Annotated in this window: 19 protein-coding genes and 1 tRNA gene; 8 read left to right on the forward strand and 12 right to left on the reverse strand. The window is 70.0% G+C overall.

Features of this window, described 5'->3' with window-relative positions; genetic code table 11:
* Positions 1-21: 21 nt before the first annotated feature.
* On the reverse strand, positions 22-1,131 hold the full coding sequence (gene prfB, locus B2W79_RS12345; RefSeq protein ID WP_025105296.1) for a peptide chain release factor 2: 1,110 nt from the start codon (positions 1,129-1,131) through the stop codon (positions 22-24).
* 122 nt (positions 1,132-1,253) lie between these two features.
* Between prfB and B2W79_RS12350 the strand changes: the two genes are divergently transcribed.
* On the forward strand, positions 1,254-2,495 hold the full coding sequence (locus B2W79_RS12350) for an MFS transporter (protein WP_292790136.1): 1,242 nt from the start codon (positions 1,254-1,256) through the stop codon (positions 2,493-2,495).
* 28 nt (positions 2,496-2,523) lie between these two features.
* On the opposite strand, the gene B2W79_RS12355 is transcribed toward B2W79_RS12350, so the two are convergent.
* The 7 genes from B2W79_RS12355 to B2W79_RS12385 all read right to left on the reverse strand — a co-directional run bounded on the left by B2W79_RS12355 (position 2,524) and on the right by B2W79_RS12385 (position 5,647).
* The gene (locus B2W79_RS12355) at positions 2,524-2,922 is read right to left on the reverse strand and encodes a hypothetical protein (RefSeq protein ID WP_143049317.1); all 399 of its coding nucleotides are present in this window, start codon (positions 2,920-2,922) and stop codon (positions 2,524-2,526) included.
* Positions 2,922-3,521: a hypothetical protein gene (locus B2W79_RS12360; protein WP_292789904.1), complete on the reverse strand. Its 600-nt coding sequence runs from the start codon at positions 3,519-3,521 to the stop codon at positions 2,922-2,924. The genes B2W79_RS12355 and B2W79_RS12360 overlap by 1 nt, the downstream gene beginning before the upstream one ends.
* 119 nt (positions 3,522-3,640) lie before the next feature.
* Entirely contained in the window at positions 3,641-3,871 is a 231-nt protein-coding gene (locus B2W79_RS12365) for a hypothetical protein (RefSeq protein WP_292789906.1), read from the reverse strand.
* 332 nt (positions 3,872-4,203) lie between these two features.
* Positions 4,204-4,632 carry a pilus assembly protein TadG-related protein gene (locus tag B2W79_RS12370; RefSeq protein WP_292789909.1) on the reverse strand — a complete coding sequence of 143 codons (429 nt, stop codon included), beginning with the start codon at positions 4,630-4,632 and terminating at the stop codon, positions 4,204-4,206.
* Positions 4,633-4,640: 8 nt separating this feature from the next.
* Positions 4,641-5,075 carry a TadE family protein gene (locus B2W79_RS12375; RefSeq protein WP_292789910.1) on the reverse strand — a complete coding sequence of 145 codons (435 nt, stop codon included), beginning with the start codon at positions 5,073-5,075 and terminating at the stop codon, positions 4,641-4,643.
* A complete protein-coding gene (locus B2W79_RS12380; protein WP_256209480.1) occupies positions 5,065-5,448 on the reverse strand; it encodes a TadE/TadG family type IV pilus assembly protein in 384 nt (127 codons plus the stop codon). The genes B2W79_RS12375 and B2W79_RS12380 overlap by 11 nt, the downstream gene beginning before the upstream one ends.
* Positions 5,449-5,467: 19 nt before the next feature.
* On the reverse strand, positions 5,468-5,647 hold the full coding sequence (locus tag B2W79_RS12385; RefSeq protein WP_071329738.1) for a hypothetical protein: 180 nt from the start codon (positions 5,645-5,647) through the stop codon (positions 5,468-5,470).
* Positions 5,648-5,753: 106 nt separating this feature from the next.
* Between B2W79_RS12385 and B2W79_RS12390 the strand changes: the two genes are divergently transcribed.
* Together B2W79_RS12390 and B2W79_RS12395 are read left to right on the forward strand one after the other, a co-directional pair.
* Positions 5,754-5,936, forward strand: coding sequence for a hypothetical protein (locus B2W79_RS12390; RefSeq protein ID WP_071329695.1), 183 nt, complete (start codon positions 5,754-5,756; stop codon positions 5,934-5,936).
* 10 nt (positions 5,937-5,946) lie between these two features.
* Complete coding sequence (locus B2W79_RS12395) at positions 5,947-6,219, forward strand: hypothetical protein (RefSeq protein WP_292789914.1); 273 nt, start codon at positions 5,947-5,949, stop codon at positions 6,217-6,219.
* Between the two features lie 24 nt (positions 6,220-6,243).
* On the opposite strand, the gene B2W79_RS12400 is transcribed toward B2W79_RS12395, so the two are convergent.
* Genes B2W79_RS12400 through B2W79_RS12415 form a run of 4 tightly spaced genes read right to left on the reverse strand, consistent with a single transcriptional unit; the run spans position 6,244 to position 9,548 of the window.
* Positions 6,244-6,540, reverse strand: a complete 297-nt coding sequence (locus tag B2W79_RS12400) for a hypothetical protein (protein ID WP_025105304.1) — start codon at positions 6,538-6,540, stop codon at positions 6,244-6,246.
* Positions 6,541-6,580: 40 nt separating this feature from the next.
* Positions 6,581-7,519, reverse strand: a complete 939-nt coding sequence (locus B2W79_RS12405; RefSeq protein WP_292789918.1) for a type II secretion system F family protein — start codon at positions 7,517-7,519, stop codon at positions 6,581-6,583.
* Complete coding sequence (locus tag B2W79_RS12410) at positions 7,516-8,373, reverse strand: type II secretion system F family protein (RefSeq protein WP_292789920.1); 858 nt, start codon at positions 8,371-8,373, stop codon at positions 7,516-7,518. The genes B2W79_RS12405 and B2W79_RS12410 overlap by 4 nt, the downstream gene beginning before the upstream one ends.
* Complete coding sequence (locus B2W79_RS12415; protein ID WP_292789922.1) at positions 8,370-9,548, reverse strand: CpaF family protein; 1,179 nt, start codon at positions 9,546-9,548, stop codon at positions 8,370-8,372. The genes B2W79_RS12410 and B2W79_RS12415 overlap by 4 nt, the downstream gene beginning before the upstream one ends.
* 102 nt (positions 9,549-9,650) lie before the next feature.
* On the opposite strand from B2W79_RS12415, the gene B2W79_RS12420 reads away from it, so the two are divergent.
* The 5 genes from B2W79_RS12420 (at position 9,651) to B2W79_RS12440 (ending at position 12,507) form a co-directional block, all read left to right on the forward strand.
* Entirely contained in the window at positions 9,651-10,043 is a 393-nt protein-coding gene (locus B2W79_RS12420; RefSeq protein WP_292789924.1) for a hypothetical protein, read from the forward strand.
* 94 nt (positions 10,044-10,137) lie between these two features.
* A complete protein-coding gene (locus B2W79_RS12425; RefSeq protein ID WP_292789926.1) occupies positions 10,138-10,935 on the forward strand; it encodes a glycosyltransferase family A protein in 798 nt (265 codons plus the stop codon).
* Entirely contained in the window at positions 10,932-11,780 is an 849-nt protein-coding gene (locus tag B2W79_RS12430; RefSeq protein WP_292789928.1) for an endonuclease/exonuclease/phosphatase family protein, read from the forward strand. The genes B2W79_RS12425 and B2W79_RS12430 overlap by 4 nt, the downstream gene beginning before the upstream one ends.
* The gene (locus B2W79_RS12435) at positions 11,777-12,358 is read left to right on the forward strand and encodes a hypothetical protein (RefSeq protein WP_292789930.1); all 582 of its coding nucleotides are present in this window, start codon (positions 11,777-11,779) and stop codon (positions 12,356-12,358) included. Before B2W79_RS12430 ends, B2W79_RS12435 begins: the two co-directional genes overlap by 4 nt.
* A gap of 67 nt (positions 12,359-12,425) precedes the next feature.
* A tRNA-Leu gene (locus B2W79_RS12440) sits at positions 12,426-12,507 on the forward strand.
* Positions 12,508-12,571: the final 64 nt, after the last annotated feature.

Here is a 12,571-nt window from a genome sequence, read left to right on the forward strand (position 1 = left end):
TCGTCGTGTGGGTGTGAGCCCTCAGTCCTCGTCTTTGCGCTTGCGCCAGCGGATGCCCGCCGAGATGAAGTCGTCGAGATCGCCGTCGAACACGGCGGCCGGGTTGCCGGATTCCTGGCCCGTGCGGAGGTCCTTCACGAGCTGCTGGCCGTAGAGGAAGTAGGAGCGCATCTGGTCGCCCCAGCTCGCGGTGATGTTGCCCGCGAGCTCCTTCTTCTTGGCGGCCTCCTGCTCCTTCTGCAGCAGGAGGAGGCGGTTCTGCAGCACCCGCATGGCCGCAGCGCGGTTCTGGATCTGCGACTTCTCGTTCTGCATCGACACGACGATGCCGGTCGGGAGATGCGTGATGCGCACGGCGGAGTCGGTCGTGTTGACGGACTGGCCACCGGGGCCGGAAGAGCGGAAGACGTCGACCCGGATGTCGCTCTCGGGGATGTCGACCTCGGTCGCCTCCTCCATGAGCGGGATGACCTCGACGGCGGCGAACGACGTCTGGCGCTTGTCCGCGGAGCCGAACGGACTGATGCGGGCGAGGCGATGCGTGCCCGCCTCGACCGAGATCGTGCCGAAGGCGTACGGCGCGTCGATCTCGAAGGTCGCCGACTTGATGCCCGCGCCCTCCGCGTACGAGGTGTCCATGACCTTCACGGGGTACTTGTGCCGCTCCGCCCAGCGCAGGTACATGCGCATGAGCATCTCGGCGAAGTCGGTGGCGTCGTCGCCGCCCGCGCCGGAGCGGATGGTGACGATGGCGCTGCGCTCGTCGTACTCGCCGTCGAGCAGCGTCTGCACCTCGAGCTGGTTGATGAGGTCGGTGAGCGTCTGGAGCTCCTTGCGCGCCTCGATCGCCGACTCCTCGTCGCCCATCTCGTTCGCCAGGTCGACGAGCACCTCGAGATCGTCGAGGCGCTGGGCGATGCCGGTGATGCGGGCGAGCTCCGACTGACGGTGGCTCAGCGCGCTGGTGACCTTCTGGGCGTTCTCGGTGTCGTCCCAGAGGTCGGGCGCGCCGGCCTCCTCGCTGAGACGCGCGATGTCCTCGCGGAGACGGTTGACATCGACGACCTCGCTGATGTCGCCGAAGGTGTGCCTGAGCGCCTGGATTTCGGCGGAGAGATCTAGTTCGAGCATGACACCTCAGCCTAACGTGCCGCCCGTGCGCGCGGGGACGGGCATGTCCAGGGCCGTGCGCCGACCGGAGTAGCGTGAAGGACGTGAGCAGCGCATCCACGGTCCTCCGCCAGTTCGGACCGATGGTGTACCTGCCGACCGTCCTCTTCTCCCTCGGTGAAGGTGCGGTCATCCCGCTCATCCCGGTGATCGCCGCGTCCATGGGCGCCGACGTCGCCTTCGCGGCCCTCGTCGCCTCGGCGCTCGTGGTCGGTCAACTCTGCGGCAACCTCCCGGCCGGCTGGGCCGTGGGCCGCATCGGCGAGCGCCTCACGATGGTGATCGCCGGCGTCATCGCCATCCTCGCCTCCGTCGGCATGGTGTTCGCGCCGTCGCTCGGGGTGCTCGCAGCGTCCGTATTCCTCCTGGGCCTGTGCGCCGCGGCGTTCGGGCTCGCTCGGCACGCGTTCATGACCACGCGGGTGCCGCTGGCGTTCCGCGCCCGCTCGCTCTCCCTGTTGGGCGGCAGCTTCCGTCTGGGCATCTTCATCGGCCCGTTCATCTCCGCCGGCCTCCTGCAGCTCTTCGGCACCGAGGCCGCGGCGATCTGGTTCTTCCTCGCCTGCCTCGTCGTCATGGTCGCGCTCGTGCTCTTCGGACCGGATCCGGAGAAGACGGTCGCCCCGCTGCGGACGACGATCCGGTTCGCCGAGGACAGCGGAGAGGCGGTGACCGGGTCGATCCCCACCGTCGAGCGGGCCGGCATCTTCCAGACGATGTGGCGGCAGCGCGGAGTGCTCGGTCGGCTCGGACTCGCTGCGGCCTCGCTGTCCGCGGTGCGGTCGGCACGGCAGGTCGTCCTGCCGCTGTGGGGCCTTTCGCTGGGTCTCGACGCATCGACCATCGCCCTCGTCGTCGGCGTGTCCGGAGCCATCGACTTCGCCCTCTTCTATGCCAGCGGCCAGGTGATGGACCGCTTCGGCCGGCTCTGGGCGGCGATGCCGGCGATGGTGCTGATGGGCGCCGGGTTCCTCGCCCTGTCGGTCACGCACGACCTCGACTCCGCGGTGCTCTGGTTCGGCATGTTCGCCGCGGTCCTCGGCGTCGGCAACGGCCTGTCGAGCGGCATCCTCCTCACTCTCGGTGCGGATGTCGCCCCGAAGTACGACCCCGCCCCATTCCTCGGGTCGTGGCGCACGCTGACCGATGCCGGCGGCGCGGTCGCTCCGCTCCTCGTCTCGGGCATCACCGCGGTCGCCTCCCTGTCGTTCGCCGCGGGAGCCATGGGCCTGATCGGACTCGTCGGCGCCGCCGGGTTCCTCCGCTGGATCCCCCGATTCGTCCCCCGGACGCCCCCGCGCATGCCGGACCCGGCCGACGACTGAGCAGTCTGGAAGACCCGCGCTTCGCGCCTTATGAAGACCGGTACACGTTTCGAGAGACCGGTGCTGCATCTGTCGGGACGGCGCCGCCGTCCGGGACTATCCAATACGTCTCCTCTCCGAGGGCATAGGTGCCGCCGCTCCCGCACGCGCTGAACCAGCGTTCGGTGGAGTAACTCAAGAAACAGACCGGATGCTCTTTGCCTTTCGCCAGCCATACGTCCGCATCAGCGCTCGCACCTACCCATCGTGCGCTGTTTATCTCGAACCCTTCGAGCGCGTTCTCAGGAAGATTCGTCGGCAGTTCTATGCCTGCCACATCCGGGGATGTGAGGTCGGAGAAGCCTCCGGCAGAGCCTGAACACCCGCTCGTCGCCACAACCATCAGCGCAGTCGCGGGAGCGAGAACGAGCCTCGAGATCTTCACCATCAGTCAGTCGACCTCTTCTCGAGCCTCTTGGTTGCCGGCACCGTCGATGGATCAAAGACGAAGGTGATGCCAACCGCATTGACGGCCGACTCATCCGATGGCTCGCTGAAAGGGATCACGTACTGCAGGCGGGGATCGAGGGCTGAAGCGTCCGCGATCAGCAAATTTGGGGACACCTCATCCCACACCCGCGTCGCTTCTGCTTCGGCGCGATCCGGAAGCTCCGCAGCGGTCTTCACGAGGTTTACTCGCATCTCGTCCGGCGCGGCGATGTCAGGCAACACCAATGCCACAATTGCCCGATAGCCGTCCGATGCGGGGTCCCCCGCGAGGGACCAGGCCATGCCCTTCTGCTGCAATCGCTCCGGACTGGTGCAGGCCACCGCCGACACGTCCTGTACGAAGTCCGTGATCAGACAGACATCGCCACCCTCTTTCGTACCCATCCAATATGAAGACACCTCGTCCTGACCTAGTAGACGGATACTCGTCGAATCGACGGTCTCATCCAGTTCCTCAAGGTCGATACCAGCCGGGAGCACGTCAGTGGGCCTCTCTACGCTCCCCAGCCTGTCGATCACCGCAGCAGCGGCTGCCATCCGTGGACCTCGCGCCACCGGGGCGCCGCCCTGGGTGGTGACGCCTAGTCCAACGCCGACGATCGCAGCTGCCGCTATCGCCGCTCCAGTGACCACTCGCACGCGACGTGACCCGGAGCTCAATTGGTGTACGCGCAGGAAGCGCCGATCTTCTGGCTCTTCGGGATGTTCCCTTCCGGGTAGTCCCACCAGCAGTTGCTGAAAGCTCTCGAGACCTTCGCATGACTGAAGCTTGTGGAGTGCCCGTCCACGACAGAACTAGCGATCTGGCCCTGCCAGGAGTAGGTATTGACCAGATGGAAGCGCATATAGTTCGATGCCGCCCCGCCGCGAGCGCCGTTGAGGGTCACCTGCCGGGAGAGTGCAGGCTGGCCTTCGGATCTCGCCACACCCGAGGCATGCCACCGGTCGGCCGCGGTCTCACTTCTCTTGCATTCACGTTCGGGACCTTTCGACAACGATGCATGCGCGCGCTGCGCTCCGGCTCATCTGAGCAAGCGCGACTTCTGATACCGAATGTTATGCACATGAAGTGTTTCACGCCTCACATGACCACAACTTTCGTCCGTTTCATATCAGTATTCCTCGTCTGCTGCACTGGTCCCTGACGCCTCCTCCGACGCAGACATCGCGGACGATCGAGAGGCCTCGTCGGGCAGACGGCGAACGCTCGGCGTGCGACTCAGCGCAGCGCCGTCCGGCTCGTGGCCGTCGCCTGCAGCGTCACCCCGTCCGGCACGAACGGCGAGAGCAGCGGCGGGTGCCAGGTCGCCGCGACGGTGATGCGCGCGCTCACGCCGTCCGGGGTGCCCGCATCGACGACGGTCGCCTCGAACCCCGCTCCGAGGACGAGCGGCGCCGCCTGCTCGGTCACCCCCGCGTCGGTGAGCGTCGCGCGCGGCACCTCCCCCTCCACCTGCAGCGTGAAGCCGTCCGCTCCGGCGAGCGCCGCCGCGTCCGCAAGCCCGTCCAGCCGCTTCTGGGCGATGTACAGGTCGGTGGCGCAGACGCACACGAAGAGCACCGCGAGCGCAAGGACGAGGTAGCCGAGCACGAGCAGCAGCACGCTCCCGTCGTCGTCGTCCTCTCCGTGCTGCTTCAGGGCCGGCACGCGTCCCCTCATCCCGCGACCCATCGCCGAGACACCTTCTGCACCGATACGGCCTCCACGGGGACGGACGTCGCATTGTCGAGTCCGAGCACGCCCGGCACCAGCGGCAGCGGCACCCGCGTCGAGACCGTGACGACCACCGTCGTCCCCGCCGCCGGGCAGGGCGATGGACGGGGCCGACAGGAGACCTCGACGTCGACCGCGCCGGGGTCGATGCCGTACTCCTCGACGATCCCCTCCAGCACTCGCTCCCCGCGGCCGGCCGCCGCCGACAAGTCGGGTGCCGACGCGATGGCACGTGCGGCCTGCCGCGCCGCGGCCTCGACGCCCAGCGACTGCTCCTGCACCGACCCCACGGCGATCACGAGGTACAGCAGCGGCACGAGCATGATCACACCGACGGCGATGAACTCGAGCGAGCTCGACCCGGCGTCATCGCGCATCGAAGGACTCCGCCGGTGCGTGGGCCTCCACCTGCAAGGCCGCAGGGACGCCGACGAGGCCGAACACCGGGAGCATCGTCCGGATCCGGACCTCGACGGTCTCCTGTCCCGCTCGCCGCGCCGAGGCCACCGTGATGTCGTCCGCGTAGGAGGGGCCGACCGCGCGACGGATGACCTCGCGCGCCCGCTCCTCCCCTTCCGCGGCTGTCGTGTCTGCGAGAGCCGCGTAGTACGCCCCCTCGACCGCGGCGTCATGGACGACGTTGCGCACGTAGATCGCGAACGCCAGTTGCAGCACTGCGAGGGTGAGCGCGGTGAGCAGGGTGCCGACGAGGAGGAACTCCACAGGATTCGATCCGCGGTCTTCGGTCACCCCCGCAGGCGCACGCATGTCAGAGCCCCGACACCCGCTGGATGGCCTGCTCGAAGAGGGAGGTGAGCGCAGGCCCGGCGACCGCCCAGATGAGCACGACGAGGCCCGCGGTCATCAATGTGACGAGCACCCAGCCGGGCACGTCTCCCCGTTCGTCATCCTGGAGGGCACGGAGCATCGAGCGCGCACGAGAGATCATGCCGCCAGTGTGCATCGGCGACCCGTCGCGGCGCGGAGGTTATCCACAGGGGCGGCTCTCAAGGTCGTCTACCGGAAGCTGCAGAAGCGCAATAGGCTCCCACCTCATGGAACCCAACCCTCTGCTGCCGTCGATTCCGGTGCTGATCGCGATCGTCGTCGGCGTGGTGATCCTCGTCGCCGTCATCATCGTCATCGTCGTCGGCGCCCGGAGGGCGAAGCGGCGGGGTTCTGTACCCCCGTCGCGCGAATCGCACAACCCCGGGTCCGGACACCACGACGAGGGATAGCCTGTCACGCATGCGCCCCGGACCTGACGATGAGATGCGGGCGCGGGTCGAGATCGACGGGCTCACCTATCCTCTGCCTCGCGGCACCGATGTCGTCGCCCTCCGAGAACGGATCGAAGCCGCCGCACGTACCGAGCCGACATTCGTCTCGTTCGCCACGTCGGACGGCCTCGCGAGCGTCCTCGTCCACCCGACGTCGCGGGTGTTCCTCTTCCAGGTCAAGGTCTCCGGCGAGGGAAGCCTCGCCGCAGACCTCGGCGGATTGCCCGACTGGGACGTCTGAGCGCCGCGGGAAGCCACCGTAGCGTCAGGAGGTGAACTCGTCGATGAGGAGCTCGCCGCGCGCGTTCAAGCGCTCCATCATATGGCTGACCCGCGCCGGGTCGATCGCCGGGACCGGGTCGGCGTCGAACTCGAGCACCAGCGGGATGGCCGGGTGCATCCACGCGGAGAGCCGGCCGGGGCTCTTCTTCCCCGATGGCCACGTCATCATGAAGCTCTCCTGGCGACGGAGCTTGGTGGAGATCACGATCTTCAGATGCGCCAGCAGGGTGTCCTCGACGTCGATCGGCGGACGAGAGCTGTTGTACTCGAGACTTCCCATAGTCAAACGGTAAGCCCCCGGGACGCCTTCGGCCGACCACTCACCCGATGCCGAGGCGCAGGATGAACAGCCCGGGGTAGATCGCGAACACGACGGACAACGGCAGGATCAGGAACACCAGCGGCAGGAGCATGAAGATCTCCTTCCGTCCGGCCTGCTCGATGAGCGTGCGCTTGGCCTCCTCCCGCGTGTCATCGGCCTGCGCGCGCAGGACGGCGGCGAGCGGCGCTCCATGTTCGAGCGCGGCGACGATCTGGTCCACGGCCCGCGTGAGCCCCGGCAGCTCCAGCCGGGCCGCCATGGCACTCAGCGCGTCCGCCAGCGGCGACCCTGTCCCGACCTCCAGCACCACCCGACGCAGCTCCACGGTGAGCTCCCCGGATCCCACACCGGCCACGCGCTTCACGGCATCGAGGAACCCCTCCCCGGCCGAGAGACAGAGCGCCAGGAACTCCAGCGTCGTCGGCAGCTCCTCGGTCAGACGCACCTTCCGCGCACGCACCCGCGCCGACAGTCGCATGTCGTACCCCACACCGGCCGCCGCTCCCGCGAGGAGCGGGATCGACCCGACCGGAAGCGACCACCGACCGATCACGACGAGAACGATGACGGCGAGCGCCCCGGCGACGACTCCGCTCACGATCACCGCGAGCTGACGACCGCGGAAGGCGACGGGATCGAGTGTCGCCCCCGCCTGCGCGAGCCGCCTTCGGAGAGCTTCCGTCCCGCCGAGCAGCCGGTCGAGCGCCTGCGCACCGCGCGCACCGAGGCGGAACCCTCCGGCGGACAGGGTGCCGGGCCTGGGGAAGGCGTCCCGCGGCAACACCTCGTCGTCGACGACGTCCCGCACGTACGGCGCGATCCGCGACGCAAGCGTCGCCGCCCGCCACCGCGGGAGGCCCGCCAGAAGCGCCAGAACTCCCGCGGCGAATCCCCCACCGAGCAATACGGCCACCGCGAGCGCGGAGACCCCGCTCACCCGAACCACCGTCGCGGCTCGGGCAGCCGACCGATCCGGATCATGAGGCGGAACGCGACGACCGACACGACCGCGCCCACGACGATGACGGCGATCCCTTCCGGCGTGCCATAAGCCTTCGCCCCCTCCGGGCGCAGGATCAGGAGGGTGAGGATGACCCATGGCGCCACTGCGCCGAGGACGGCCGCCCCGCGGATCCAGGACTGCCGCGCCTCGACCTCGCCGCGGAGCGCCGCGTCGGCACGGACGGACGAGGAGAGCGCCCGCAACACGTCGATGAGCTCGGTCCCGCCGACCTGCCGCGCCATCCGCAGAGTCTCGATGATCCGGTCGCCGAGTGGATCGGCGAGGACGGCCTTCAGCCGGTCCAGACTGGAGTCGAACCGTCCGCTGCTCCGCAGGTCTCGGGCGAACACGTCGAACGCGGGGCGGAGCGGCGGTGGAGCCGATTCCGCGAGGGTGGCCACCGCATCGGGGAGCGACAGACCGACGCGGATCGCGGCGATCAGCAGGTCGCAGACGTCGGGCCAGAGCTGGCGCCGCAGACGCCGCACCCGCAGACGGCGGCCACGCAGGTAGGCGATCGGCGCCGTGCCTCCGGCCAGCCCGGCGAGAATCGCGAGCGCGGCGCTCCCCGTGACGAGCCAGGCGAGCGAGGCGGCGCCGAGCGCAGCACCGGCGATGCCGATCAGGAGGGAGCGAGTCTGCACCGCCGGGAACCCCGCCTCGCCCGCGAGACGAGCCAGACCACCGCGATGTGGAGAGGACGCGGAGCGTTCCCCCGCCGGCCACAGCCACGGTGCCAGGACTAGGAGCACCCCGGCCGCGAGCGTCGCCCCGAGGAGGATCGTCATGCGAGAACCCCCGTCCCGGCCACGGTCGATCGGCCGCGCGGGCGCCCGGCTCCGAAGACCGGCGTGCTGAGCACCCGCCCCCGGACCACCTCACCCGTCGGGGCGACGATCTCCTCGACGAATCGGCGCCCCGCCGCATCGCGCGCGCAGTGCACGACGAGATCGACGGACGACGCGATCGCCGGAGCGACGAAGTCGCGGTCGATGTTCCGTCCGGCGAGCAGGGGAAGCAGGCACAGCTTGTCGAGCGCCTCCGCGGCGGAGTTGGCGTGGACCGTGCAGGCGCCGGGCACACCCGTGTTCAGCGCGAGCACGAGGTCGAGGGCCTCGGCATCGCGCACTTCGCCCACCACGAGGCGGTCCGGCCGCATCCGCAAGGCCTCCTTCACCAACCGTCGAAGCGTGATCTCCCCCGTGCCTTCCAGGCTCGGCTGACGTCCCTGCAGCGCAACCACATCGGGGCCGTCCACCGCGAGCTCGAACGTCTCCTCCACCGTGATGATGCGCTGTTCGGCCGCGCAGGCGGCGAGCAGCGCCCCGAGCATCGTCGTCTTCCCTGCGTGGGTCGCCCCTGACACGATCACGGATGCGCCCGTCCGCATCGCCTCACCGAGGGCCCGCGCGGCCTCGGGAACCAGCGCGCCCTGTGCCGTGAGCGCCTCCAGCGAGCGATGCCCGGGAAGGAACTTGCGGATGTTGACCACCCACGACCCGCGCACGACGTCGGCGATCGCGACGTGCAGCCGCGAGCCGTCCGGGAGCGAGGCATCGACGAACGGCTGGCCGATGTCCACGCGCCGTCCCGTCGCCTGCAGCATCCTCTCCACCAGATCCCGCACCGTCGCCTCGTCCAGCCGCAACCCCGTCCGCTCCGCCACCCCACCCCGCGCCGTGTGCACGGCCCCGTCGCCGTTGACCCACACCTCCTCGACACCCGCGTCGTCGAGCAGCGGCTGCAGAGCACCGAATCCACTCACCGTCGCCAGCACGTCCCGCACGCACGCCGCCTCGTCCTCGACGAGCACGCCGCCTCGCGCGAGCGCGCGATCATCGTGACGCCGCACCTCCGCCCGGGTGACCTCCCGCGCCCGCTCCGGGTCGGTCGCCGGATCCACCCCCTCCGTCCGGAGCCGACGCCGAACGAGGTCGGCGATGAACGACGCGGGCTGCTCCATCCCTGCATCCTCGCAACGATCCGCTCCCGGCCCGCGGAGTTATCCACACCCCGTGCGCGGCCTCCGAAGCGGAGACCGTCCAGCACCAGGTACCGTGCAGGCATGAAGCGGTTCACTGTCTCGTGCGGGCTCCTCGGCGTTCTCCTCCTGTCCGGCTGCACCAGTGGTCCCGATCTCTTGCAGTGCCAGAGCGTGGCCGCCGTCGACACCGAATTCGAGGCCTTCTTCGCCCAAGACACGGTCGGCGGTACGGCGAGCCCGGAGCAGACCGAGCGCCTGAAGGAGCTCGCCGACGAGTACGCCGAGCTGGACGTCGACGGCGAGGTGCAGGAGGCGGCGACGGCGGTGAGTGACGACCTGCGCGCGCTCTACGACTACCGTGTCGGCGTCCAGAACGGCGACGACGCGGACCCCGACCGCGAACAGGAACTCCGCCGGACCGCGATCGATACGTTCGTCGAGGGGCAGGCCGTCTGCATCGAGACCTCCTCCTGACGCCTCCGTATCGAGGCGCCCGCCCCGGTGTCAACCGGTACGTCCCCCGTCGTCGTGCTCCCTAGGCTGAGGAGCAGACCTGCGAGGAGACGACGTGCACCGCGCCACACCAGCCGCCCCCGAACCGACCCTGAGCGTGGTCATTCCGGTCAAGGACGACGCGGCGGAACTGCAGCGGTGTCTCCGCGCCCTCGCGCGGCAGACGCTCCCGCCCGACGAGATCATCGTCGTGGACAACGCCTCGACCGATGAGTCGGCCGCCGTGGCTGCCCGGCTCGGTGCACGGGTCGTGCGGTGCGACACCCCGGGCATCCCCGCGGCGAGCGCGACCGGGTACGACGCGGCGACGGGAGACGTGATCCTGCGGCTCGACGCGGACGGCGTCCCGGGGCCCCGATGGATCGAGACGATGGCGACCGCGTGCATCCGGGATCCGCGGGTCGGCGCCTGGACGGGCGGCGCGCACTTCATCGACGGGCCTCGGCTCCTGCGCCGCCCCCTCGCGGCGGCCTACCTCCTCTCCTACGTCGTCGTGTGCGGCTCGGCTCTCGGTCACGTGCCGCTGTTCGGGTCGAACCTCGCGCTCCGCCGCTCGACGTGGCTCGCCGTCCGGGACCGCGTGCACCGCGACGACGCCGCGCTTCACGACGACCTCGATCTCGCCTTCCCCGTCGGCGAGCGCCACCGCGTCCGCTGGCTGCTGCACACCGACATGGGCATCTCCATGCGCCCGTTCGGCAGCGGCCGCTCCTTCGCCCGCCGAGCCTGGATCGGCACCCGCACGGTCCTCGTGCACTGGCCGGAGGACTTCCCTCCCGTGCGCTGGGTGCGTCTCACCCTGCGCCGCGTACTGCACCGGCTCGGTGTCCCCGCGCGTGGAGCCCGCCGATGAACGCCGCGCTCCTCGGAACACCGTCTGCCACCGAGCTGCACGTCATGACCCTCAACATCCGCCGCGACCTCGGCGCGCTCGCCTGGCCGCCCGCCGACCGCTGGGAGATCCGACGCCCCCGGCTCGCCGCGCTCCTGCGCACGGAGCGGCCGGACGTCCTCGGTGTGCAGGAGGCCCTCCCCGCGCAGGCTGCCGCCGTCTCCGCCGCGCTCGGCCCGTCGTTCCGCCGCGTCGGCCACGGCCGCCTCCCCGGGCCCCGCGGCGAGGGCTGTCCGCTCTTCTACGACACCGACCGGCTGGAGCTGCGCACCTGGCGACAGATCGCGCTCTCCCGCACCCCCGATCGCCCCGGTTCCCGCTCCTGGCTGAGCGTCACGCCGCGGGTGGCGGTGGAGGCGTCCTTCCGCGACCGCCGCACGGACGCCATGCTCACCGTGCTCAACACCCACCTCGACGCCTTCTCGCCGTGGGCGCGGCTCCGTCAGGCGCAGGCGGTGCACGACGTCGCCGCCGCCTCTGCGGCCCCCGTCATCCTCCTCGGGGACATCAACGCCTCCGCCGGCTCAGCAGCATGGCGCGCCCTCGAATCCGACGACGTCCTCCGCGATTCGTGGACGGCCGCCGTGTCCCGCCGCACCCCGGCCTGGAGCACGTTCGACGGCTACCGGACGCCGCGCCGAGGACGCCGCATCGACGGCATCCTCGTCTCCCCCGCGCTTCCCGTGCGCCGAGCCGGCATCGACGCGCGGCAGTATGGAGGGGGCTGGCCGTCCGATCATCTCCCCGTGCACGCCCTGATCGATCCGGCATCGCCCGCCGCCGTCCCACCCGAGGAGCACGCATGAAGGAGGACTTCCTCCGCCCGCCGCACTCCGCAGCGGAGTACGGTGCCGACGCCGTCCGGGTGATCGGCATCCTCAGCGTCCTCGTCGCGGCGATCTGGTCCACCCCGACCGACGCCGGCATCCTCGCGCTCGCCCTCCCCGCCCTCATGCTCCCCCGCGTCCTCGGGATGCGCGGCGGCATCGACCTCGCGATCGGCCTGATCGTGCTCATCGCCGCCGCGAGCAACGTGTTCGACCTGTACCGCACGCTCACCGGATGGGACCTCGTCGTGCACTTCGTCTGCACGGGCGCCCTCGCCGCCACCGGCTACCTCGTGCTCACCCGCCTCGGCATCGTCACCGCGCAGGAGTCGCCGACGTTCCGCCCCCGCATGCCGATCGTCCTCTGCACCGTGATCGGGCTCGCGGCCAGCGCCGTGTGGGAGGTGATCGAGTGGGCGGGTCGCACGTTCATCACCGACGAGATCTTCGTCACCTACGAGGACACCATCGGCGACATGGCCATGGGCGGACTCGGTGCGCTCGCGGCGGGAGTCCTCGTCGCCGTCGTCCGGCTGGAGCGTCGCCGCTCGGCGTGACGGCGCGGAACTGCGGGAGGATCCCCAGGGTCGAACAGCGCGCGGGTCAGTAGACTGAAGCCACCGCGCGGGAGTGGTGGAATTGGCAGACACGCAGGATTTAGGTTCCTGTGCCCCAGGGCGTGTGGGTTCAAGTCCCACCTTCCGCACGACGGGTGCTTCGGCGCCCGCATCGCTCCACCGCCGACACCTCACGACCGACGGGAATCCCGC

It is taken from the genome of Microbacterium sp. UBA7513 (assembly GCF_002478345.1).
Classification (GTDB): Bacteria; Actinomycetota; Actinomycetes; order Actinomycetales; family Microbacteriaceae; genus Microbacterium.

Coding starts and splice junctions, on each gene's coding strand:
- B2W79_RS12390 (WP_071329695.1), top strand. CDS start 5,754: ATGGAACCCAACCCTCTGCTGCCGTCGATTCCGGTGCTGATCGCGATC.
- B2W79_RS12350 (WP_292790136.1), top strand. CDS start 1,254: ATGGTGTACCTGCCGACCGTCCTCTTCTCCCTCGGTGAAGGTGCGGTC.
- prfB (WP_025105296.1), bottom strand. CDS start 1,131: ATGCTCGAACTAGATCTCTCCGCCGAAATCCAGGCGCTCAGGCACACC.
- B2W79_RS12430 (WP_292789928.1), top strand. CDS start 10,932: ATGAACGCCGCGCTCCTCGGAACACCGTCTGCCACCGAGCTGCACGTC.
- B2W79_RS12435 (WP_292789930.1), top strand. CDS start 11,777: ATGAAGGAGGACTTCCTCCGCCCGCCGCACTCCGCAGCGGAGTACGGT.
- B2W79_RS12395 (WP_292789914.1), top strand. CDS start 5,947: ATGCGCCCCGGACCTGACGATGAGATGCGGGCGCGGGTCGAGATCGAC.
- B2W79_RS12410 (WP_292789920.1), bottom strand. CDS start 8,373: ATGACGATCCTCCTCGGGGCGACGCTCGCGGCCGGGGTGCTCCTAGTC.
- B2W79_RS12415 (WP_292789922.1), bottom strand. CDS start 9,548: ATGGAGCAGCCCGCGTCGTTCATCGCCGACCTCGTTCGGCGTCGGCTC.
- B2W79_RS12385 (WP_071329738.1), bottom strand. CDS start 5,647: ATGATCTCTCGTGCGCGCTCGATGCTCCGTGCCCTCCAGGATGACGAA.
- B2W79_RS12420 (WP_292789924.1), top strand. CDS start 9,651: ATGAAGCGGTTCACTGTCTCGTGCGGGCTCCTCGGCGTTCTCCTCCTG.
- B2W79_RS12375 (WP_292789910.1), bottom strand. CDS start 5,075: ATGCGCGATGACGCCGGGTCGAGCTCGCTCGAGTTCATCGCCGTCGGT.
- B2W79_RS12355 (WP_143049317.1), bottom strand. CDS start 2,922: ATGGTGAAGATCTCGAGGCTCGTTCTCGCTCCCGCGACTGCGCTGATG.
- B2W79_RS12400 (WP_025105304.1), bottom strand. CDS start 6,540: ATGGGAAGTCTCGAGTACAACAGCTCTCGTCCGCCGATCGACGTCGAG.
- B2W79_RS12360 (WP_292789904.1), bottom strand. CDS start 3,521: ATGGCAGCCGCTGCTGCGGTGATCGACAGGCTGGGGAGCGTAGAGAGG.